At 61.8% G+C, this 21,106-nt stretch carries 15 protein-coding genes; 3 read left to right on the plus strand and 12 right to left on the minus strand.

Annotated features, from left to right (window positions below; genetic code table 11):
- Position 1: 1 nt before the first annotated feature.
- From folE to dacB, 5 genes are all read right to left on the minus strand, one after another.
- Positions 2–574, minus strand: a complete 573-nt coding sequence (folE, locus tag HMPREF2550_RS08435; RefSeq protein ID WP_070790665.1) for a GTP cyclohydrolase I FolE — start codon at positions 572–574, stop codon at positions 2–4.
- Positions 564–2,948 carry an ATP-dependent zinc metalloprotease FtsH gene (gene ftsH, locus HMPREF2550_RS08440; protein ID WP_070790666.1) on the minus strand — a complete coding sequence of 795 codons (2,385 nt, stop codon included), beginning with the start codon at positions 2,946–2,948 and terminating at the stop codon, positions 564–566. The genes folE and ftsH overlap by 11 nt, the downstream gene beginning before the upstream one ends.
- Before the next feature lie 41 nt (positions 2,949–2,989).
- Positions 2,990–3,583 (minus strand): hypoxanthine phosphoribosyltransferase, encoded by a 594-nt coding sequence (hpt, locus tag HMPREF2550_RS08445; RefSeq protein WP_070764360.1) that lies wholly within the window; start codon positions 3,581–3,583, stop codon positions 2,990–2,992.
- 90 nt (positions 3,584–3,673) lie between these two features.
- Positions 3,674–4,579 (minus strand): tRNA lysidine(34) synthetase TilS, encoded by a 906-nt coding sequence (tilS, locus tag HMPREF2550_RS08450; protein ID WP_070790667.1) that lies wholly within the window; start codon positions 4,577–4,579, stop codon positions 3,674–3,676.
- 2 nt (positions 4,580–4,581) lie between these two features.
- Positions 4,582–5,862: a D-alanyl-D-alanine carboxypeptidase/D-alanyl-D-alanine endopeptidase gene (gene dacB, locus HMPREF2550_RS08455; protein ID WP_070790718.1), complete on the minus strand. Its 1,281-nt coding sequence runs from the start codon at positions 5,860–5,862 to the stop codon at positions 4,582–4,584.
- A gap of 63 nt (positions 5,863–5,925) precedes the next feature.
- Here dacB and HMPREF2550_RS08460 point away from each other — a divergent pair, with 63 nt between their 5' ends.
- Entirely contained in the window at positions 5,926–6,402 is a 477-nt protein-coding gene (locus HMPREF2550_RS08460) for an inorganic diphosphatase (RefSeq protein WP_070764217.1), read from the plus strand.
- 360 nt (positions 6,403–6,762) lie between these two features.
- On the opposite strand, the gene HMPREF2550_RS12285 is transcribed toward HMPREF2550_RS08460, so the two are convergent.
- The 7 genes from HMPREF2550_RS12285 to HMPREF2550_RS08500 form a co-directional block, all read right to left on the minus strand.
- A complete protein-coding gene (locus HMPREF2550_RS12285) occupies positions 6,763–8,880 on the minus strand; it encodes a zinc metalloprotease (RefSeq protein WP_168167701.1) in 2,118 nt (705 codons plus the stop codon).
- Between the two features lie 345 nt (positions 8,881–9,225).
- Entirely contained in the window at positions 9,226–14,265 is a 5,040-nt protein-coding gene (locus HMPREF2550_RS12135) for a DUF6923 family protein (protein WP_141760570.1), read from the minus strand.
- An 82-nt stretch (positions 14,266–14,347) separates the two neighbouring features.
- Positions 14,348–15,271, minus strand: a complete 924-nt coding sequence (locus HMPREF2550_RS08480) for a SpaA isopeptide-forming pilin-related protein (RefSeq protein WP_141760571.1) — start codon at positions 15,269–15,271, stop codon at positions 14,348–14,350.
- A 6-nt stretch (positions 15,272–15,277) separates the two neighbouring features.
- Positions 15,278–16,180: a class C sortase gene (locus HMPREF2550_RS08485; RefSeq protein WP_070790671.1), complete on the minus strand. Its 903-nt coding sequence runs from the start codon at positions 16,178–16,180 to the stop codon at positions 15,278–15,280.
- Between the two features lie 153 nt (positions 16,181–16,333).
- Positions 16,334–17,833: a SpaH/EbpB family LPXTG-anchored major pilin gene (locus HMPREF2550_RS08490; protein WP_070790672.1), complete on the minus strand. Its 1,500-nt coding sequence runs from the start codon at positions 17,831–17,833 to the stop codon at positions 16,334–16,336.
- Positions 17,834–18,582: 749 nt separating this feature from the next.
- Positions 18,583–19,434: a hypothetical protein gene (locus HMPREF2550_RS08495; RefSeq protein WP_070790673.1), complete on the minus strand. Its 852-nt coding sequence runs from the start codon at positions 19,432–19,434 to the stop codon at positions 18,583–18,585.
- A gap of 89 nt (positions 19,435–19,523) precedes the next feature.
- Positions 19,524–20,207 carry a sortase family protein gene (locus tag HMPREF2550_RS08500; RefSeq protein ID WP_070790674.1) on the minus strand — a complete coding sequence of 228 codons (684 nt, stop codon included), beginning with the start codon at positions 20,205–20,207 and terminating at the stop codon, positions 19,524–19,526.
- 26 nt (positions 20,208–20,233) lie between these two features.
- On the opposite strand from HMPREF2550_RS08500, the gene HMPREF2550_RS08505 reads away from it, so the two are divergent.
- Together HMPREF2550_RS08505 and HMPREF2550_RS08510 are read left to right on the plus strand one after the other, a co-directional pair.
- Complete coding sequence (locus HMPREF2550_RS08505; protein ID WP_070790675.1) at positions 20,234–20,530, plus strand: rhodanese-like domain-containing protein; 297 nt, start codon at positions 20,234–20,236, stop codon at positions 20,528–20,530.
- 75 nt (positions 20,531–20,605) lie between these two features.
- Positions 20,606–21,046, plus strand: coding sequence for a MarR family transcriptional regulator (locus HMPREF2550_RS08510; protein ID WP_070764204.1), 441 nt, complete (start codon positions 20,606–20,608; stop codon positions 21,044–21,046).
- Positions 21,047–21,106 lie beyond the last annotated feature (60 nt).

The following is a 21,106-nucleotide window of genomic DNA, read 5'->3' on the forward strand; positions in this document are numbered from 1 at the left end:
CTTACCTCCTGATCAGGCTCAAGACCTCGGCGCGCGAGGCCGCGTTCTTCTGAAAGCCGCCGCGCACCGCCGAGGTGGTGGTGATCGCGCCGGGCTTGCGGATGCCGCGCATCGCCATGCACAGATGCTCGCACTCGACCACCACGATCACCGCGGAAGCGCCCAGCTTCTCGACGATCGCGTCAGCCACCTGGCCTGTCAACCGCTCCTGCACCTGCGGCCGCTTCGCGTACAGATCCGCCAGGCGGGCCAGCTTGGAAAGGCCCGTGACCTTGCCGTCTTTGCCCGGGATGTAGCCCACGTGCGCCTTGCCGTAGAAGGGCACGAGGTGGTGCTCGCAGGTGGAGTAGATCGGGATGTCGTGGACCAGCACGAGCTCCTGGTGGTTCTCCGCGAACGTCTTCTCCAGCACCTCGGTGGGGTCGGTGTGCAGCCCGGCGAAGACTTCCTCGTAGGCGCGGGCCACGCGCGCAGGCGTCTCTTTCAGGCCCTCGCGGTCCGGGTCCTCGCCGACAGCGATGAGCAGCTCGCGTACCGCGGCTTCGGCGCGCGCCTGGTCGAACTTATTGGTCATTGTTGGTGTCCTCTGGGTTGCTGGTGTCGTCGTCAGCCTTGCGGTGGCGCGGCATCTGCTGGGTCGTATCTTCCGACGGGCGGTAGTAGGAGTCGGCGGGGCGCTCGTTCTCCGGCAGGCGGAAGCCGATCTCCTCGGTCTGCTCGGGCTGCTCCGGCTCCGGTTTGTGGTCTGCTTCCGGCTTGGGCGCGTAGTTGCGCATGCCCGGGTGCTCGCTGCGCTCGGGAGCGTCGGCGGGAGCGTTGTTTGCGCCCGGGTACGTCCAGCCCGGCGGCGGGGTTGGCCCGCCGTAGGTCGGACGGGACCCGCCCTTCGGTGGAGTCCACGCGGTGGAGCCGTTGCCTGTGTGCTTGGGGCCCTTGTCGCGGGCGTCGCGCTCGCGCTGGCGGCGCTCACGTGCTGCTCGCGAGGCGTCGAGAAGCGAGAAGGGCTTCGGCGGTTCCTCGCCGCGTTCCTTCGCAAGCTCCACCGGGGTCTTGACCGGCTCGCGGCCCGGCTGCTGGCCGAAGCGGATGTCGTGGGCGGGCAGCTCGGGGCGTACCGGCTCGATGCCGTCGAAGAGCTCCTCAAGGTCCGGGCGGCGCAGCGTTTCCTTCTCCAGCAGCTTGGAGGCCAGGGCGTCGAGCTGGTCGCGGTACTTCTCCAGGGTGGAGTAGGCGACGGTATGCGCGGCGTCGAGAAGCGCCTGCATCTCCTCGTCGATCTTGGCGGCGACGTCCGGCGAATACTCGAGCGAGCCCCCGCCGCCGCGACCGGAGAAGGGATCGCCCTGCTCCTGGCCGTACTTCACCGCACCGAGCGAGGAGGTCATGCCGTATTCGGTGACCATCGCGCGCGCGATCTTCGTGGCCTGCTCGATGTCGTTGGAGGCGCCGGTCGTGGGGGCACCGAAGACGAGCTCCTCGGCCGAGCGGCCGCCCATGGCGAAGACCATGCGGGCGAAGAGCTCGTCGCGGTTGTACATGCCCTTGTCGTCCTCGTCGGCGGTCATGGCGAAGCCGCCGGTGCGGCCGCGGGCGAGGATGGTGACCTTGTAGACGCGCTCGATGTCCTTGAGCGCCCAGGCGGCGAGCGTGTGGCCGCCCTCGTGGTAGGCAGTGACCTTTTTCTCGTGCTCCGAGATGATCTTGGTGGAGCGGCGCGGGCCGCCGATCACGCGGTCGGTGGCCTCCTCCAGCGCGTCCGGGGTGATCACGTTGCCGCCGATGCGCGCGGTGAGCAGGGCGGCTTCGTTAAGCACGTTCGCGAGATCGGCACCAGACATACCGGCCGTGCGCTTGGCCAGCGCCTCCAGCGAGACGTCCTTGGCCAAGGGCTTGCCCTTCGCGTGCACCTTGAGGATCTGCTCGCGACCGGCCAGGTCCGGGTTGGTCACCGGGATCTGGCGGTCGAAGCGGCCCGGGCGCAGCAGCGCTGGGTCCAGGATGTCCGGGCGGTTGGTCGCCGCAATCAGGATGACGCCCTCGCGATCGCCGAAGCCGTCCATCTCCACCAGCAACTGGTTGAGCGTCTGCTCGCGCTCGTCGTGGCCGCCGCCCATGCCGGAGCCGCGCTGGCGGCCGACGGCATCGATCTCGTCGACAAAGATGATGCAGGGGCTGTTCTCGCGGGCCTGCTTGAACAGGTCGCGCACACGCGAGGCACCCACGCCGACGAACATCTCCACGAAGTCGGAACCGGAGATGGAGTAGAACGGCACGCCGGCCTCGCCCGCCACCGCACGCGCGATCAGCGTCTTACCGGTGCCGGGTGGGCCGTAGAGCAGCACGCCGCGCGGGATCTTCGCGCCGAGCTTTTCATAAATGCCCGGCTCCATGAGGAAGTCGACGACCTCCTGCAGCTCGTCGACGGCCTCATCCGCGCCCGCGACGTCCTCGAAGGTATTGGTCGGGTTGTCCTTAGTCAGCTGCTTCGCCTTGGACCCGCCGATGCCAAACATGCCGCCACCGGCCTGCATCCGGTACATCAGGTAGAAGATCAGGCCGAAGACGATGATCATCGGCAGCATGAAGCTGATCATGGACAGCAGGAAGGACTCCTGCGTCACATTCGTCTTGTAGGTGTCCGCCCCGGACTCGCGCACAGCGGCGAAGATCTCCGGGGTCGTGCGCGCCGGGTACTGGGCGGAAACCGCCTCGACGCCCTCGCGCTCCTCTACCGTGATGGGTTCGCGCAGCTCGATGCGGACGCGCTGTTCGCGGTCGTCGATCTGGACGTCCTTCGCGTTGCCGTCGTGAAGCTGCTGGATGGCAACGGAAGTATCTACCTGCTGGTAATTGCGCGTGTCATCGCCAAAGAGGGTGAGCACGTACAGCAGGATGAGCGCGACGGCGGCGAAGATGCCCCAGCGCAAGACATTCTTATTCTTAGTCATACAGTTTTGAGATTTTGCCTTTTCTTACTAAAAAGCTGGCGTTAAGCGTCGCTGTCCGAGTACACGCGCGGGTGCAGCGTGCCCACGTACGGCAGGTCGCGGTAGCGCTCCGCGTAGTCCAGGCCGTAGCCGATCACGAACTCGTTCGGGATGTCAAAGCCGACATCCAGCAGATCGATCTGCGCCGTCTGCACCTCCGGCTTGCGCAGCAGGGTGATCACCTCGAGGCTCTTCGGTCCGCGGCCACGTAGGTTCTTCAGCAGCCAGGACAGGGTCAGGCCAGAGTCGATGATGTCCTCGACCACGAGCACGTCGCGGTCCGCGATCTCCTTATCCAGGTCCTTGAGAATGCGGACCACGCCCGAGCTGGTGGTGGAGTTGCCGTAGGAAGACACCGCCATGAACTCCATCTCCGCCGGGATGGAAAGCTTGCGCACGAAATCGGTGAGGAAGAACACCGCGCCCTTGAGCACGCACACGAGGATGAGGTCCTGTTCCGCGTCCTTATACTTCTCCGAGATCATGTCGGCGAGCTCCTGGATGCGGGTCTGCAGCACCTCCTCGGTCAGGAGGATGGCCTCCACGTCATCGCCGTAGCGGTTGGCGGGGACGTTGAAATCCTTCTCGGTGTACAGCTCGGTCATGGTTGGGCCCTTCCATCTCCTGTTGGCTTACAACTCCTTCATACTGCCACCTATTCACCTTGTGCGACAACAAGGCCCAGGTCAACGGTCAGTGAGTTGGAGTGTGCCGTCGACGCGGCGCACCCGCACGCCCTGTGCCAGATCGACGCCGACCTGGCCGCGCCAGTGGGTGACCAGCCGCTCGATGGCGTCGAGCTGGGCACCGTTGGGGTGGACGTTGTGGTCGACGAGCCAGGCGTGGATGCGGGAGCGGCGCACGACCCCGGGCAGCGCTTTGAGGTCATCGCAGCGCATGGGGCCGGCAGGTTGGGCGAGCCCGCGGATGACGGCGTTGCTCTGCGCGATCCGGTCGGCGGTGCTCGCGAGCGCGGGGACGGCGTCGCCGCCGAGAAGCTCCGTAAGGGCCGGGATGATCTGGGTGCGGATGGCGACGCGCCGGTACGCCGGGTCCTGGTTCATCGGATCATCCCAGGTGGTAAGGCCGAGCTCGGCGCAGGCACCGACGGTGTCCGCGCGGCGCAGGTGAAGGAAGGGGCGCACGAGCCGCCCGGCGCGCGCTTCCATGCCTGCGGGGTTGCCGCGCAGCGCCCCGAGTAGCAGGGTTTCGGCCTGGTCGTCGGCGGTGTGCGCGACCCAGACCTCGTTGTGGGAAGCGAAGAGCGCGGCGTAGCGGGCCTCGCGGGCGGCGGCCTCGAGGTTGTCGCTTCTATCGACGCTCACGGCCACGACTTCGGCAGGGACGCCAAGCGCGCGGGCCTGGGCAGCGGCACGCTTAGCGACGCCCGCAGAGCCCGGCTGCAGCCCGTGGTCGACAACCACCGCGCGCGCCGGTTGTTGCTCCGCTGCTGCGGCGGCGACGAGGGCGAGCGAGTCCGGCCCGCCGGAGAGTCCGATGGTGACTTCGGCGTCGGTGTGGTGTGCGCGTACGGCGCGTCGGCAAGCGAGGAAGTGCGGCGAGGTGCGGGGCCAGAAGGGCTGCGATGCCATGGTCAGAAGGCGCGCAGGACGGAGGCGAGCTCGTCCATCCCGCGGCGGGCCTCAAGGATGGAGGAGTCGTTGGAGATGAACGCGAAAGTGTAGACGTTGCCTGCTTCGCTGGTCACGGTGCCGGCGAGCGCGGAGGTCTCGTCGAGCGTGCCGGTCTTCGCGCGTACCCAGCCGCGGCCTGGGAGATCATCGTAGCGGGTCTCCAGGGTGCCCTCGCCCGCGGCGACGGGCAGGGTATCGAGCAGGTCGCGCAGCGGGGCCTCGGTCGCGGCTTGCATCAGGATGGTGTCGAGGAGCGCGGGCGCGATCCGGTTCGTGTCGGAAAGCCCGCTGCAGTCGGCCAGCTCGGTGCCGCTGAGGTCCAGGCCGTGCTCGGCAAGCGTGTCCAGGACGGCCTGCGGCGCGTCGGTGGTGCCGCGGGCAAGCGCAACCTCGTGGCCGATGGCCTCGGCGTAGACGTTGTCCGAGTTGCGCATCATCACCCGCATCCGCTCCGTCAGCGTGGGCGACTCGACGGTGGCGAGCACCTGCGCGTCCTCCGCGACGGGCGCGTCCGCAACGCTGGCGTTGTCCGCGCCGAGGCGGTACGCCAACGCCTGCGCCACCGCGAGCGCCGGGGTATGCGAGCGCGGGACATCGCCCTCGGTGTTGCCGTCCATGCGGCCACCGGAAAGCATCGCCGGCTGCAGCGGGGCTACGTAGCCCGCGTCGATGTTCTCGGGGTCCCAGGTTTCGGGGAACTCAGTAAAACCGTCCCAGAGCGAGGTGTCGATGCTTACCGACGTGACCTGCCCTGCGTCGGAGGCCGAAACCTGCGCCGCGAGGTCATCGAGCGCATCGTCGTCGAGCCAGACGTCGCCGCCTGCGAGGATGGTCACCTCGCCGGGCTGCGCGCCGCGCACCACAGCCGTGGACAGCGTGTCCTCCGGCCCCAACTGGTACAGGGCCGCGGCAGACGTAAGGATTTTGGTTACCGACGCCGGGCGCAAAGGCTCGTCCGCGTTGCGATCCAGGACCACCTCGCCCGTGTTCACGGAAGAAATCCGAGCGTGGAAGGTGCCGAGGTCGGGGTTTGCGGCGGGGGGCGTTAGAGCGTCGATAAGCAACTGCTCGTCGATGTCACTGCCCTGCGCAGGTGCGAGCAGCGGTGGCGGGGCGGTAAGCGAGTATGCGGGGGCGTGCTCCAACGCCGCGAGCTCGCGCTGCGCTGTGACCCCGAAGCCTGCCGCCGTGCCGACCGCCGCGAGCGCGAGCGCGCCCACTACCCAAGACCATACTTTCATCGGCACCAACACTAGCCCACGTATGATGGGGAGCCGAACCATCACAAGAAGAAGGAGCAATACATGGCTACCGAGGTCATCATCGAAATCCCCAAGGGCTCGCGCAACAAGTACGAGCTCGACCACGAAACCGGCCGCGTCTACCTCGACCGCTACCTGTTCACCCCGATGGCCTACCCCGCCGACTACGGCTACATCGAGCACACGCTTGCCGACGACGGCGACCCGCTCGACGCACTGGTCATCCTCCCCGAACCCGTCTTCCCCGGTGTCACCGTGAAGGTGCGTCCGCTCGGCGTGTTCAAGATGACCGACGAGGCCGGCGGCGACGACAAGCTGCTCTGCGTCATCGACGACGTCCGCTACGAGCACTACCAGGACATCGACGACGTCTCCCAGTTCCTCAAGGACGAAATCGAGCACTTCTTCGTGCACTACAAGGACCTCGAGCCGAACAAGGAAGTTTCCGGTTCCGGCTGGGGTAACAAGGCCGAGGCCGAGAAGATCCTGCAGGACGCGATCGAGGCGTACAAGAAGTAAGGCTTCTGGCTTTTTGGGTTTTGGGCCCGGGTCTGCCGTTGTTGGTGGGCTCGGGCTTTGGTGTTTGGGGGGTGGTGGGTTTGATCGGCTAGTGCGTAGCGTCTGGAACGTAGCCTTTCGAGTAAAACGCTTGAATCGGCCGCGGGAAACGGCGGCCCACTCGAAAGACTACGGTTTGGGGGCTACAGTTCTGCCGCTACGTTGTAGGGCCTGGTTTTTCTGGAGGACGTTGGGCCCCTCAGGATGGTAATCAGCCGATGGGAACGTCAGGATGGTAATCAGCCGAGTAACTGCCGCGGGTTGGCGTGACGTTACTCGGCTGATGACCATCTTCTGGTTACCATCCTGGTTTTGGGGCGTTTAGAAGTTCGGTGCCGGAACCCCTGGGATGAGGCCGCCAGCCCAAGCCCAGCCCGCGCCGAGGACGCCGATGATTCCGAGCACCAGCGGGATTACGATCGCCGCGATAGTGCCCTTGCTGGAACCCTCAGCCGAGCCGGTTGCACTGCCCGTGGGGTCGGACCCGTCTTCTGCTGCGTTTTCTGCTGCGTTTTCTGTGGGGGTGTCGGCGGGTGCCTCCAGGGTGGTGGTCACCTGCGTCATCGTGACGGTCGGGGCGTCAACGGTTGGTGTCTCGGTCTCCGGTTCTGGTGCCGCTGGAGTTTCGGCGACAGTGCTGGTGGCTACTGCCGAAGACGGGGTTGACGTAGTTGCCGTTGTTGACGTGGGGCTGTCGGCAGGCTTTGCGGGTCGGGTCGTCCACGGCCAACGAGACTCGGACGGGGTCGGCTCTTCCACGTCGACCGGGGTGGGCGTCGTGGACGAGGTGGTGGCCACTGTGGAGGATTCGTGCGCGGTCGTGCTCGTCGGTGTGGCGGGCTTCTGTGTAGACGACTTCGGTGTGGTTGCCTGCGATGTAGTCGCCGAAGCGGCGGAAGTCGCCTTCGACGTGGTCGTCGGCGAATCCGGCTTCTGCGTCGACGACTTCGGCGTGGTTGCTTCCGTTTTAGTCGTCGAAGCAGAAGTAGTTGCACGGACGGTAGACATCTGCGACGTCGAAGACTTCGGCGCGGAGGTGGTCGCACGAGTGGTGGACTTCTGCGACGTTGTTGTCGAGACGACCGGCTTCTGCGTAGACGGCTTCTGCGTGATTTCCCGCGTAGTAGTCGTCGGCGCGGTGGTAGTTTCGCGTGCCGTGGACTTCTGCGAAGTCGTAGTCGGCGCGGACGTGGTTGCACGCGTAGTGGGCTTCTGCGAAGTCGTCGTGCTCGTTGTTGCAACGGGCTTCTGCGTAGACGACTGCGACGTAGCTGTCTGCGTGGTGGGCGTGGGCTTTGCCGTCGGGGTGACGCGGTGCGTCGTCAACGTTGGCGAAGACGTCGTGGTTGTTTTCGGTGCAGAAGTGGTGGAAGACGTTGTTGTCTGCGAAGCCAACTGCTCCCGCAGTTCTGCACGGTTAGTGTTTGCTTCGCGGAGGGCGGCGAGGTAGACGTCGGCGAGTGCCTTATCTCCCGCGGCACGAGCGCTTTGATACTTGTCCGCGTACTCCTTGACCGCGCGCTGCGCCTCTTCGAGCGTGCGCGGCTTCGGCACCGTGATCGGAGCAAGCGTTGTGCTCGTTGGCTGCGTGGTCGTGGTGGGCTCCACCGGCGGTGCCGGCTCGCTACTGGTCGGCTGGGCCGGTGCCGTGACCGTAACAGTCAGGTCACTGGGGCGTTCGCTAGTCGGCGAAGGCTGAGTCGTGGTGCGCTTCGTTGTAGTTGGCACACTCGTGCTCGTCGGGAGCTCCGGGGTGGGCTCAGGTTCTGGCGTCGGTTCAACAGACGGTTCTGGTTCTGGCGTCGGTTCAACAGACGGTTCGGGCTCCGGAGCTGGTTCAACTGACGGCTCGGGTTCCGGTTCGGGAGCAGGCTCCGGGGTCGGCACGGGTTCAGGCTCCGGGGTCGGAGTCGGCATCGGCTGGCCATTCAGGCGGCGCAGATCCGGGTGGGTCTGGATGAGCACCTGCGCGTCGAACTTCGTCGGCAGGGTGGCGAACTTGCCTCCGGTCGCACCACTCTTCATCAGCGTGTTATCGCACGAGTGCGCAAGCCCCATCGCGTGGCCCATCTCGTGAGCGAGCGTCATCACCATGCTTGCGCGGTGAATGCTTGCCGGGTTGGAATACAACGATTTGTTGAGCATGACGCGCGGGTTATTCCCGGGCATCCCCGCCTGGCGTCCAATTACCGTACCGTCGATTGGCGCAAGCTCCACCGTCACTGCCTCCGGGTCGCGGTGGTCCACATACTCGACGCGGAGCAATCCTCCGGTTTGGTCGATCCAAGCATCCATCGCCTCTTTGAGGTGCGAGCCGTAAGGGGTGGTGTTGTAGATCTTCAGCGTGTTTCCGCGGATATTGCTGTGGTGGAGGCCGAAGAAGTACCGGTTGACGTCGGTAATCTCTTTGCCCTGTTTCACCTCTCTGATCGCGGTCATGCACCGCGCATCACGCGGGTTTCTAATCTCCCCTTCGTACGCATCCGCAGACGGTGTACTAACTAAAAGCGAGCCAGCGCCCAGAGCGACAGCGCATGCGGTGGCGAGGAATTTTCGGGGAGACACGGTGAGGATAACAACCTTTTCGTAAGAAATAACTAACTAGACTCTTAGAAAGAATACAGGTTGAAATCGGCAATAGCCATTCGATGTCACCGAAAACCATGCAGGTCACGGTGGTACCGTCCTTCATCCACCGTATGACCAGAAATGCGAATACGCCGCTGCGAACACCCAGCTTGTGCTGGGATTCGCAGCGGCGATTATGCCCTCTACCCCATCGGCTTATGCCCGTGTCATATTGCGACGTCCGAGCGCGGTACCAAAGAGGATCAACACACTGCTGAGCAGCAAAGGCACTTGCAGTCCGTAGCCGCCCGTCTTAGGCAGGTTGCCCTGGCGGACGTTAGCGAGCGTCAAGATTGCGTCTCGGTCGGTCAACCCCCAAGATGACGGCGCCTTCGATAGGTCAATCTGGCGCGCCACAACACTAGCGTCGGCAAAGCGAAGGGCTACTTGCGCCGATCCGGAGTTCCCGACGATTCCGACGGAGAAATCAATAGGACGAGTGAGCAGACTGAATCCCTCAGGGGCCTGACGCTCATAGAGCCTGTACTTGCCTGGTTCCAACTCGGGGGAGCCAAAAGTGCCCCTTTCCTCGTTATAGGAGAACGGCAAGGATTTCTGGCCCTGAATCGGCTCCCAGTCATCGCCCAATGGGACAAGCTCGAATTTTGCCCTGGACAGAGTCTTCCCATTCGTCAAAATGTCGTCGCCGTTGAAATCGTCAGAGGACACCTTTGCAAGATGCAGGGACACCTTCGCCGGATTCGTCTCTGGCGGCGGGACACAAGCAATATCTTCCGCGCCCTGGACATTTACATTGTTGTACAGCGACTTCCCCGGTGCACACGTTTCAGGATCAACAGCAGTGCTCAGAGCCTTGGCATCGGTCACAAGGTATTTGACCTGCACGTGGTACTGATGAAGATTTCGTTTTCCGTCCTTTTTGATCGTGCCGCCTTTCGCAAGCTCAAATCTAAGGTCCTCCTGGTTAAGCGGCTGCTGCGCCGTTGTGGAAACGAACTGCTTTTCGTTCTCGTCTATCCCTGTCCAGGAAACTTCCTGCACCTCAATTCCCTTGGGGAAGTGGAGCGTATCGATCACTGGCCCGTAATGCATATCCGCAGCCGGGCGGGTCACCCCACCTACCTCAGTCTTCTGACGAAGCGGGTTGGTTATCTGAATTGTGTAATTGGCCGAATAGCTTCCGTTCTCGTCAGGTCCCGAAACTTCTCCTGGTTTCTTGTCAACACAAGGTGCATCCACTGCACTGTTGTTGTCCGTCTTCAGATCAATCTCATTTGGCGTCAGCGTTGCAAAGTTAGGCGAGCACACTGCCTCCTCAGGTTTTCCTGCAACGTCCGCGGACAGGTGAATTTCTACCGAGGACCGAGGCCCAAGGTAACCGTGAGTAAAGCGCATTAGCTGCTTGTTGTCCTGCGGTCCCCACTGCACCTTCCACGTGGCATCGCTGCCCACGACGGCGGTAACAACAGGGTTTTTAACAGTGTCAGGTAGAAGATCATTGAGCTCGAAGCCGCTGCTCGGCCCATAAGATTCGTTAGTCACCGTAACAACCCAACTCACCTTGGTTTGTTTTCCGTCGATCCAGGTTTCAGAACGAGTCTTCTTCACTCCCAAGTCGACATTTCTTGCCGCGATAGTACTGGCACCGTCGGTGTTATAAGACCTCGGAGCTGTGCCGTGGGAGATCAGCTCAACCTTTTCAGATTCGGTACCGGGATTCAGCACACGGAGGCGAATTGAATCGGTCGTTGCAGTCCTACCACCCGTACCAAAACCGAGATCACCGTTGCCGTATGACCAGGCTTTGCCCCAGACAGGAGCCCCATTTCGTGCAAGCTGCGACAGCTTAACACCAGTTACCGGGTCCATCAGGTCCGCGATGTTGGTGGTCCTTACTTCACCGGTTTCCAGGTCGATCCGTTCCAAGAAAATCTTGTTTTTCTCTCCTGCCGGGCTGATCCAAGGGCTCCTAATACCCCATAGGTAACGCTGAGCATTAGGGTGCGCACTCGCAGGCATTGCAGCCAAATCCTCAGAGAACGTTCGGTACCTGTCCGTGCTGATGGAAGGAGCAGAACCATTCTTTTCGGATCCGTACATCTCGGCGGACGGATTATCGAGATTAACTAGGTACATCGCTCCGGTACCACTGGATGAAGAGTTAGAAACCCAGTAACGATTCTGGTTGTCAAATACGCCAGAGTTAATGCCTCCCCACAGGTCATTCGCCGAAGTAGCTGGTGTCGAACTGTGACGGTACGACCCTTGGAAGCCGTAATCAGTATTCATGGAATGTGTCTTGCCGGAAGCGGGCTTCTTCACTTTGCCGAGATCGTGGACCTCTCCGGTCCGCGGATTAATCTGCAGAAGGTGTCCTGCTGGATAGCACGGGTCTTCCAAGTATGTGAGCCTCTTATTGGTGTCATGCCCACGAGGCTGACTGATGGCGTACAACCAGTTATCTTGCGGGTTATATGACAGCGCATTGTATACCCATGGTGTCTCATTTCCTACCTCGACAAACTGACTGCTGCCATTTTCCTGCAAGTACAGCTGTGACGAGTATCGATAGTTCAAATCGTTGTTCGCTCCCGGAGGGAGACGATCGATGTTACTCGCGATTACGTAGACTCCACCAGGATTAGCTGCGGCAATAGGTGCATGCCGTTTTTCGGGGGTAAGCGTCTCACCTTTGCACACACGCTGTCCCTTATTCGCAGGTTCGGCACCTATTTGTTGCTTATAGATCGCCGTCTGGATATTGCCACACGGCAAATCATCGTTAAGCCAAACATTCATGTACGCAAAGCCTGCAGGCCAAGTCCAACCATTTGCCTCGTAGATCTTCACAATTTCTCGAAGATCGATGACGATTTCCGACGTTCCCCAGCCACGCACAACCTGGCTACGGATTGAACTGGTGCCCGCTTGACTGTTCCTCGAGTTAGTAAATTCATAGACCACGTTGTGCTGTTTGAACACTTTTCCGTCGGTCCGCTTTAAGTGTAAGGAACCATCACGGTACGTTGAGGAATTTTCTACGTTGAATTGAACGAGCGTAGGACGGTCATCCGGCTTCGCTCCGAGACCTATTGGTGGGTTAGTTGCAGGCAGACAAATCCCCTTGCTTCCACCAGTTTCCGGGATAGAAAATGCTGAAGCGGTTGCATCTGGGAGCTCAGGCTGCACCGGCTCCTGCCCCTCTAGATCCGATTCTTTTGGCTGGGAAGGACCGGCAGCTTCCGGTGTAGATCCAGATATCTTCCAATCTGAGTTGAGTTTTCCACCGGCAAACGGCAGCGCGAAGCGCTGCCCCTCGCCAAATGTATAAGGGTCTTTAAATTTGTAAGTCAAACTCCCGTCCTGGTTTTTGTTGACGGTGACTTGCTGACCATCAAACCAGACATACCGCTGACAAGATGTCACCTGATTGCTCGGCACCTCGCGACATGCGTTAGCTAGAATCTCGAATCCAGCACCCGACGGATCTTTTTCAAGGTTTTGTCCCGAGTTAGAAAGAGTGATGCTCTCGAGAGTTACCGGACCGCCATCGACCTTGAAGTAGGCTCGGCCGGCAGGAGTCGTTGTTACGGTCTCGAAGCGAAGGCTTCCACCAGTTTTTGCTGCACTCGGATCCTCGAGGTGTTCCGGCTCCGTGAACTTTCCACCGGGCCCGGGAACTGTCCCGTTATCTTCTGGCTCAACGGAAAAATCAATGTTGCCCGGCCCCTGTGGAACTTCTGCACGCTTTGCGTTGTCGCCTTTGAGTTCCATTCGGACAGTAAGTGTTGCCCCATCAGGGATAGCAAGAGGGTCCGGCAATCCAAAGCTCGCCTTGCCGTCTAAAACTCGGCCGGAGTATTCAGCAATTACTGATCCATCCGGGCCAGCTATGGTAAGCCGAGGTTGAACGCCGCTGTCCGGGGAGTAGGCAGTCGTTCCTTTCGGGATCTCGGCGGTGATAGACGGGGTGAGGATACCGCCCTTGGTCACCTTTTGAACCATCTCCGCTTTCCAGCGGTTTTCACGAACCGAAACAATCGGCTTTGCAGTCGTACTGAGCTTGCCCTGGTCATTGTCCTCAGACCAGCTTTGTTCCTTGCGCTCGTCCTTCACACGAAATGAGCCGTAGACTTCTACCTCGTAGTTGTTCCGCAGAACATCAATGTTGCTGCTCCAACCAGGATAGTTAATGTTGCTAGCAATCTTGAGATTGTCGCTCCCCGACCAGATGAGGAATTGCCCATTGATTGGAGAGTTCCCGGACTCAGGGTCGAAAAAGCGGATTTCAACGCCCTTATCGCGGCCTTGGTTGTCTTTGACCGCGGACCCTTTTCCATAGTATTTTTCGTTCGCGTTCTTCTCTACGGCCCACTGCAGATCAGGTTTTTGGGTGCCCGTTTGAATATTACGCACCACAATCCGCGTGATACGAATATCAGGGCCATCCTGACCAGGGAATGCACCTGTCGGCTTCACCTCGATATAGCGCTTCGAACCTGTTAATCCTTCGAAGACCTGAGTACCTGCGCCAATAATGGGCGAGTCGAGCCGCTGCTCTGCAGACCAAAACGTCTCATCGCTTGCTCGCATGTTCAGGTCAGCTTGCGGAGCGTCATCATCAGCCGCGCCAAATCCCGATGCTTCCAATTCCTCAACAGTCGGGACTTCGTCGCTCTCTGCAATCTTATAATCAGCAGGTCCGGTAGTGCGTACCTTCAACTCGACGTGCTGAGGAGGAATCTCATGCAGCGCGTCCATGTCGAAGGCAAGGACGCCGCCATCGGCGTTGTTTACAAAGCCGTAGTCCGTTGAGTCGAGCGCCACACCGTCAATAGTGACCCCAGTAATTTTCTCGATTTCACCATCACCTGACCGGGTAATACCAAAGATATTCTCGTCAGATGCTTTAGCCCCGTATCCCCAAGCTTTGCCGTCGGGATCATTGACGACTACTACGTCCACATCCTCATCCCGAGTCACCTGCACCGCCTCACCTGCGGTAAACAAAGGAGGCTGTATGGGCTGTGCTGAGGTAGTCGGTACTTGCGGGGAAGCGGGTGTCGGCGTTGTTTCAGGGATAGAGTCCTCAGCAAGTGACGACGCTTCGTCAGGCGTAAATAGCGCTTCAGCCGATAGGGTTTCTAGCGCGGTCTCATCCTGTGCCTCCGCAGGGTAGGCAGCGAGGCCAGCAACCAGCGATGCCGAAGCTAAAGCAGCTACAACAGCAGACACGCCATGGTTAGTCCGGCGCGTGCGAGTGCCACGCTCCGAGCGCTTGAAAATGTTTCGCATCGTTTGTCCTTCCTAAATCCGTTTAGCGTGTGTTGTCTGCGCGGTTACGTCGAGCCAGGATCACGCCGAGCAGGACCAAGGCCAGGCCAAGCCCCGCTGCCCAAAGCACGTTCGCGCCTGTGGAGGCCAATCCGCCTCCGCCGCTGCGGCTGCCGCCGTCGGATGAGCCGCCGCCGTTATTGCCGCCACCGGGCGCAGTGGTCAGGCCGGTGGTGGTTTCCGTCGTGCGCACCGTGGAGGAATCCGTGGTGCGGTCGGTGGTGGTCTTCTCCGTAGACGAGGTCACCGTGCGGGTGCGCTCCCCCGGCGGAGGCGGCGTCTTCTCAGTCGTAGGGGTGACCGTCGGCGTGGTGGTCACCGTTGTGGTGGGCGTGGTCGTCTGCGAGGTCGAGCCGCCCGGGAGGTTGTTGCCAGGCTTGGTGACGATCACGTTGTCGTACTTAAAGCGGTCGCCCGTCGCGTTGGCGAGCGGAAGGATCAACAGCTTCGGGCTGGAGATCCGGTAGTCGTAATTGGTATCCGGAGCCGACTCCTCGAGCAGGTACAGGCCCGGTTTTAAGTCCATGAACTGCACGCGGCCATCCTCGCCCGTGGTGAGGGTGGAGATTGTGTCGAGGCCGGCGGCGCGGGCGTCGTCAAGCGACATGTTCCTGGCCGCACTGCGGCCGTCCCCGGTGGTGATGTCCACGCCGCGCACCTTCGACAGCGTGAACTTCGCGCCGGCGACGGCTGGGGGCTTCTGGCCAGCAGGAATGTCATCAAACGGGTTCGTGGGGGCCTTCCGCACGAGCAGCGAGATCGGCTCGTTGACGTCGACGCTCTCGGCCGCGATGTTGCGGTCGTTGCCGCTGATGACGCGATCGGCGGCAAGCGCCGCGGGCATCGCTGCGCTACTGAGCATTATCGACGCCGCACCAGCGACGGCGAGGGTTTTGAATGTGCGCACTAGGACTTAGACCTCCTCGTTCGAAGTGCCCGTGCGATCGTTCTTCTGCTTCTCGCGCCAGATCCACCAGGCCAAGCCGAGGAGAATCAACAGCGCCAGCAGTCCGAGCGCCCACATCCACCACTGCACGGTGCTGGTGGATTCATCGAGCACGCTCGCCTCGTCCGGATCCATTGGGACGCGCTCCGCGTGGACGAGAAGGCGGTGCGTGTTAATGCCGTAGGGGGTGCAGGTGATCAGCGTGAGCAGGTCGCGGCCCTCTTCGGCGCGGAGACTTTCCGTCTCTTCCGGGAGCACGACCTCGATGTCGTAGACCTCGTACTTCATCCGCTCGCCGAAGGTGGAGAGGTAGATGGCGTCGCCGACCTGGACGTCGACGAGGTCGTCGAAAAGCGTGGCGTTGGTCAGGCCCGTGTGACCCGTGATCACCGAGTGGAAGCCCTCGCCACCGGTGGGCAGCGCGGAGCCGTAGAGGTGGCCAAGCCCCTTCTGCAGTGTGTCGTCGCGGGTGCCGTGGTAGACGGGGAGGCGGACGTCGATAGCCGGGATGGCCAGCTGCGACATCGCGGACACGCCCTCGAGGTGCTTCTCGTACTCCTGGTAGTCCAGGTTGTCCTCGGAAATGCGCGCGAGCCACGGGTCCAGGATCGGGCCGTCCGTGTGCGAGCGGTTGTACTCCTTCGCCGCTTCGAGCGCCTGGTTGATCTGCTCGGGTGGAGCCTCGACGAGGTCCTCCTCGTATTGCTTCGCCACCTGCTCCTGCACGCGGTTGTTCCACTGGGTGGCGACAACCGGGTACATGAGCACCATCAGCCCGGCGAGGATAATGATGACCGGCAGCGCGATGCGCTGGAAAAACGACTCCTGCGCCGGCTTCTTGCGGTGCTTGCTTTCCACAGCTGTGCTCACTGCGCGATCCTTCCTCACCTGGGCACCAGGGGCATGTGTAAAAACTGGGCGGGAGTTTTACGCCTTCCCGCCTTAAGGCGTGGGTGGTGATGCTAATGGCAGACATCACCTGTAATCGGCGCGGTGGGCACCGCACCGGCTACACGTTGCGGCTTAGGCCGACTGGGAGTTGCGACGTGCTGCGTAGACACCGCCACCGATGATGGCCAGACCAGCAAGAACGATGATCAGGACACCCATGCCACCGGTGTTGGGCAGCGTATTCGGGGACTTAATGTTCTTGACGTTTGCGGCAGACTCAATAGTCTTCACCGGTGCGCCGGTCTCCTTGTTGACTTCGCCACGCTTCAGCTCAAAGGGAATCAGCTTGTCATCGGCGATGTAGCCCTTCGGTGCCTTCGTCTCCTTGAGGCAGAAGTTGGTCTTCACGTTTTCAGCAGAGTTGTTCTCAAAGTCTTCGACGTGAATACCCGAGATAGTTACCGTGCCGTCATCACCCGTAACGAATTTCTTCACCGGCTTCGTCGTGTCGCCGGTGCTGGAGTAGGCGTTCTGAGCACCGGTGTCTGCAACCTGCGTCCAGGGCTTACCTTCTCCCCCTTGGCAGCGAACAAGCTCAAACTCTGCACCAGCGAGCGGCTTCGTGCCTTCATCGGTCTTGGTTACCTTGAGATTGCCCCAGTAGGTGTGAACCTCGTTGGTCGGCTGTTCGACATCATGCTCGGAGCTGCCGTTGTTGTAGATCAGCGTGCCCTGGTTGGGGATGTGCTGGACCGCCTCTTTAGTCTTAGCCGTGATGGTGGTCTTAACCTGAGTACCGGCCTGCAGTTTCTTCCGGCCTGCCTCGGTAAACTCGACCTCGACCTTCTGGCCATCGATGTTCACCTGATAATCGGTGCCGACGGTGAAACCTTCGACCTTCACGTTTTCCTCGGTCGGTGCGGCAAGCTTTTCGTGAAGCGTATCCCGGACAACGTACTTGGTCAGCGTGCCTGCCGGTACGCCAGTAGACAGGGTGTAGGTGTACTCGTCACCAGCGTTCGCCCACTCATCCTTCACTTCCTTGGTCACCGTGTTCTCGGTGTTCTTCGGGTAAGCATGGACGTCGTAAACCCAGTCGGTACCGTCTTTGTTCGTCATCGGCACGTAAACCAGGAACGGCGCACCCGGTACGACGCCAGCAGGTGCCTTGGTCTCGACAACGCGGTACAGACCACGCTCAAGATTCTCAAACTTCACGTTGCCGCCGTTAGCGGTCGTGCCGGATGCTACATTAGCCTTTTCCGGCTCAATATTGAGAATGTCAGCAGTCTTGTTGTCCTTGTAGGTCTTTGCCGCTTCCTGCCAGTCCTGATCAGTCTTCAGAGACTTGACCAAATCAAGCTTGTATTCAACTCCGTCCAGTCCGGTTCCAGGAACGCCCTGCATCTCCTGGCCGTTCGCCTGCTCTCCAGGCTGCTGGTCATTTGCAAGCTTCTTCTTGTGCAGCGTCAGCGACAGCGATTTCGAGCTGTCAATGCCAGCGCCAGTCACGTTCGAGGTGTGCGCCGGAGTCTCCTGCGCAATCGCGTCAGTAGCAATACCGGCGGAGCCGGCGAGGGTCAGGCCCGCAGCAACTGCGATGGCTGCGGTCTTGGTAAAGGCATTGGCCATGGTGAAAGTCCTTCCGGAAAATCAGAGATCGCTGGGCCCTGTGTGGTCAGCGGTGGGAAAGCACGCCGTAACTGTTCCTGGCGTGAACTTGGGCCCAGCCTGGGCACCGCTTTGAAAAGTAGTAGCAACCTGAACACCTGTCCACTCCGCTACTAAAGCGTGTCGTCACTACTTTTAAAACTATTCATCCATACATACAACGCCTCGCACCACCAGCAACTTCCTAGCACCCCCATCCACATGCGACCTGCATAAATGCGGTGAGCGTCAACCCGCATGAGCCCGACGATGTGCCTCAGGGCACAGATAGACGTTTGAAAAAGTATTCATTACTCACAGGAAGTAGGGGGGGGGATCGGGGGTAGCTTGGCTATTTTTATTCCGATACCTGCACGATTGGCAGAGCCATCCCCAACAAGAGGCCCAACCTTAGGTCGCAGCGCGATCCACCTCGCCATCACAATCTATCTAGACCTTTAAAGCATGTAAGTGTCCCAACAGGCAAAATGCGTCGTGGGTGGGACGCGACCGGCACCGCCCCCCAAGCCGCAGGAGCTCCGGCGAAAACGCTCACACAAACCACACCCGTAATACGACACCATTACGTATCTCGAAGCAACAAAACTGCCCAGCAAGACACAACGCGATACACGATCACCCACCCCCAACGCACCAAAAAGGCGCTCCCGCAACCATGCGAGAGCGCCCACAAGACACCCCGTTCATCGCTGCCACACGCAGCGACACCGCTAGATCAGGTAGCGACGCCCCACCAGGAAGACGGCAGCACCCAGCCCGGAGGCGATCACCAGGGCGACGAGCGCGCGGAGGAACGTGTTCGAACCCGTCTCGGCGGCCATACCGCGGGCTTGCACGCCCTCGACAGCGGCACCAGCAGGTGCCGGAGCGGCCTGGTGATGCACCTCTACAGCTGGAGCGTCGGCAGCACCTGCGTCCGGCACAGCCTCCGCATCCTTGCCGCCAGCACGTGCCTCTTCCAAGCCCTGCTCGCGGACCTCGCCGGAGTGCTCAGCAACCAGCTTCGCGGATGCCTCGACTTCTTCCGGCGTCGGGGTATCGGCGACGCGGGCAATGTCGTTGACATAGGTTGCGCCGTCGGCATTGAGGTAGAAAGTCTCGCCGTTCACGCTCAGCACAGACGGCAGAGCGACGAGCCCGCCCTGGACTGGGTCCGGGTTGTTCGGATCGACGGCGTCGGCGTCCAGCACCTTCTCATTCGGTGCGCCGTCACCCTCGGGCTTGACGGGCGTGGCGACAGCGTCGCCCTTCGGAGCATCAGCGGGAGCTTCGGCCGAGGTCGAAGCGGAAGTATCCGCCGGAGCGTCGATAAGCCCGGCGATGGCGGCGCGGGTTACGTTGACCGCGCGCTCCTGGTCGGCGGCGCTTAGCTGCGCGTACGGCACGGCCACCTGAGCGGCGTCAGCGACGTAGTAGTCGCCCGCCTCGTTAAGGAAGTAGGTCGCGCCGAAGGCGTCGTGCACCTCGGCGGGCAGGTCCTGGGCTCCGGCGAGCGGCGCGGCGGAAAGGGCGAGCGCGCCGGCGAATCCGGCGGCGGCAAGGGTACGTGGGGTGCGGTGCATAGGGGTCTCCTGTCGTGCGAGAAAGACTCACTCTCAAGTTCACCTTTAGACTCTACACGCGCGGTCACACTTTTCACAGGGGCAACACGTCACACATTGGTAACGGTGGCGTCGTTAAGCAGCTCGGCCTCGGGCACGACGGCGACAAACTGCCAACCCACCACCGCATTGCGCACGGCGTCGGCAAGCAGGTTTGGCGGCTGAATGCACGAGATGGTCAGCAGCCGCCCAGGCATCGGCCCGGTGCCCCAGATCGAGGCGTCGTCGGCGAGCCCGGCCTTCTGCGGCGCGTGCACATCCGTCGCCTCGTACTTCAGCCACGCTTCGGCGGAATCCTCGGTGCGCAGGTACAACGCATCGCCGACCGACACCCGCGACGCGTCCGCCCCGCTGTCGTACAGCGCGTCGAACACCCCCGGCACGCCCGCGCCCGTGTGCCCCGCAATCACCGTCAGGTCGCCCGCACCCGGGCCAGGCAGCTCGTACGGCTTGTCCGGCGCGGTGTACACGCAGGCCTTCGTCATCGCGCGCGGATTGAGCGCCCCATCCTTGACCCGGCAGTCCCCCGTCTCAAACTCGGCGTCCAGCCCTATCGCGGGGATGCGCAGCTCCACCGGCCGCGACTGCCCCACCTGCGCGGGCGGCTCAGGCTCATTTCCCCCGCACCGCGACACCAGCGCCACAATGCCCATCAGCACCACCACCAGCACCCCCAGCACCGCGGCGCGCCGCACCCAAAACACCCACTGCGGCGGGCGTCGGTCAAGGTTCATGCAGGAAAGCGTATAGGATCGTGGCCATGCAATCAGTCAACGTCACCGAAGTGCCGCAGGGTGCCCAGCTTATCGACGTCCGCGAGCCCGAAGAGTACGCCGAAGTCCACGCCACCGGCGCCGTCAGCATGCCGATGTCCACCATCGTCGGCAACACCGGCGACATCGACCCCGACCGGGACATCTACGTCATCTGCAAGGCCGGCGGCCGCTCCCTGCGCGTCGCCGAGTACCTCGAGCAGGCGCTCGGCTGGGACAACGTGATCAACGTCGAAGGCGGCACCGAGGCCTGGGTCGCCGCAGGTCTGCCCACCGACAAGTAGACGTTCGGGGGTACGCACGCTCGTCGCGGCCAACTGTAATTGTTTGGTGTGGCCCACTAACCCTAGGATGAGGGTATGGCAACCCACGACGAGCTCCCCAGCGCGCTAATCAAATCCCCGTCCTTCCAGATCGAGCGGGTCCGTCGCCACACCAAGGACGAGGTCGAGCGCACCCTGTGCAAGCACGAGGTGTCCATGCGCGGCTTCTGGGTGCTCACCTGCGTCGCCGAAAACGCGCTCTCCCAGTCGCAGCTGTCCAGCCTGCTGGCTGTCGACGCCTCCGACATGGTCCGCCTCGTCGACTCGCTGGAGGACCTCGGCTGGGTCAAGCGCGACCGCGACCCGAAAGACCGCCGCCGCCAGATCGTCACCGCCACCAAGAAGGGCACCAAAGCCCTGAGCATGCTCGCCGACGAAGTTGCCGACGCCGAGGACCGCGCCCTCGACGCCTCCAGCAACAAGCAGCTCAAGAGCCTGAAGAAGCTCACCAAGGCCATCATGGAGGACGAGGAGTAGGGTTTGGGGCGCGCCTGCGGCGGCAGGACTGGCCAAACAGCGCAAGTTGGAGTTCGATAG

Origin of the sequence: Corynebacterium sp. HMSC074A01, assembly GCF_001831515.1 — a bacterium.
GTDB lineage: Bacteria > Actinomycetota > Actinomycetes > Mycobacteriales > Mycobacteriaceae > Corynebacterium.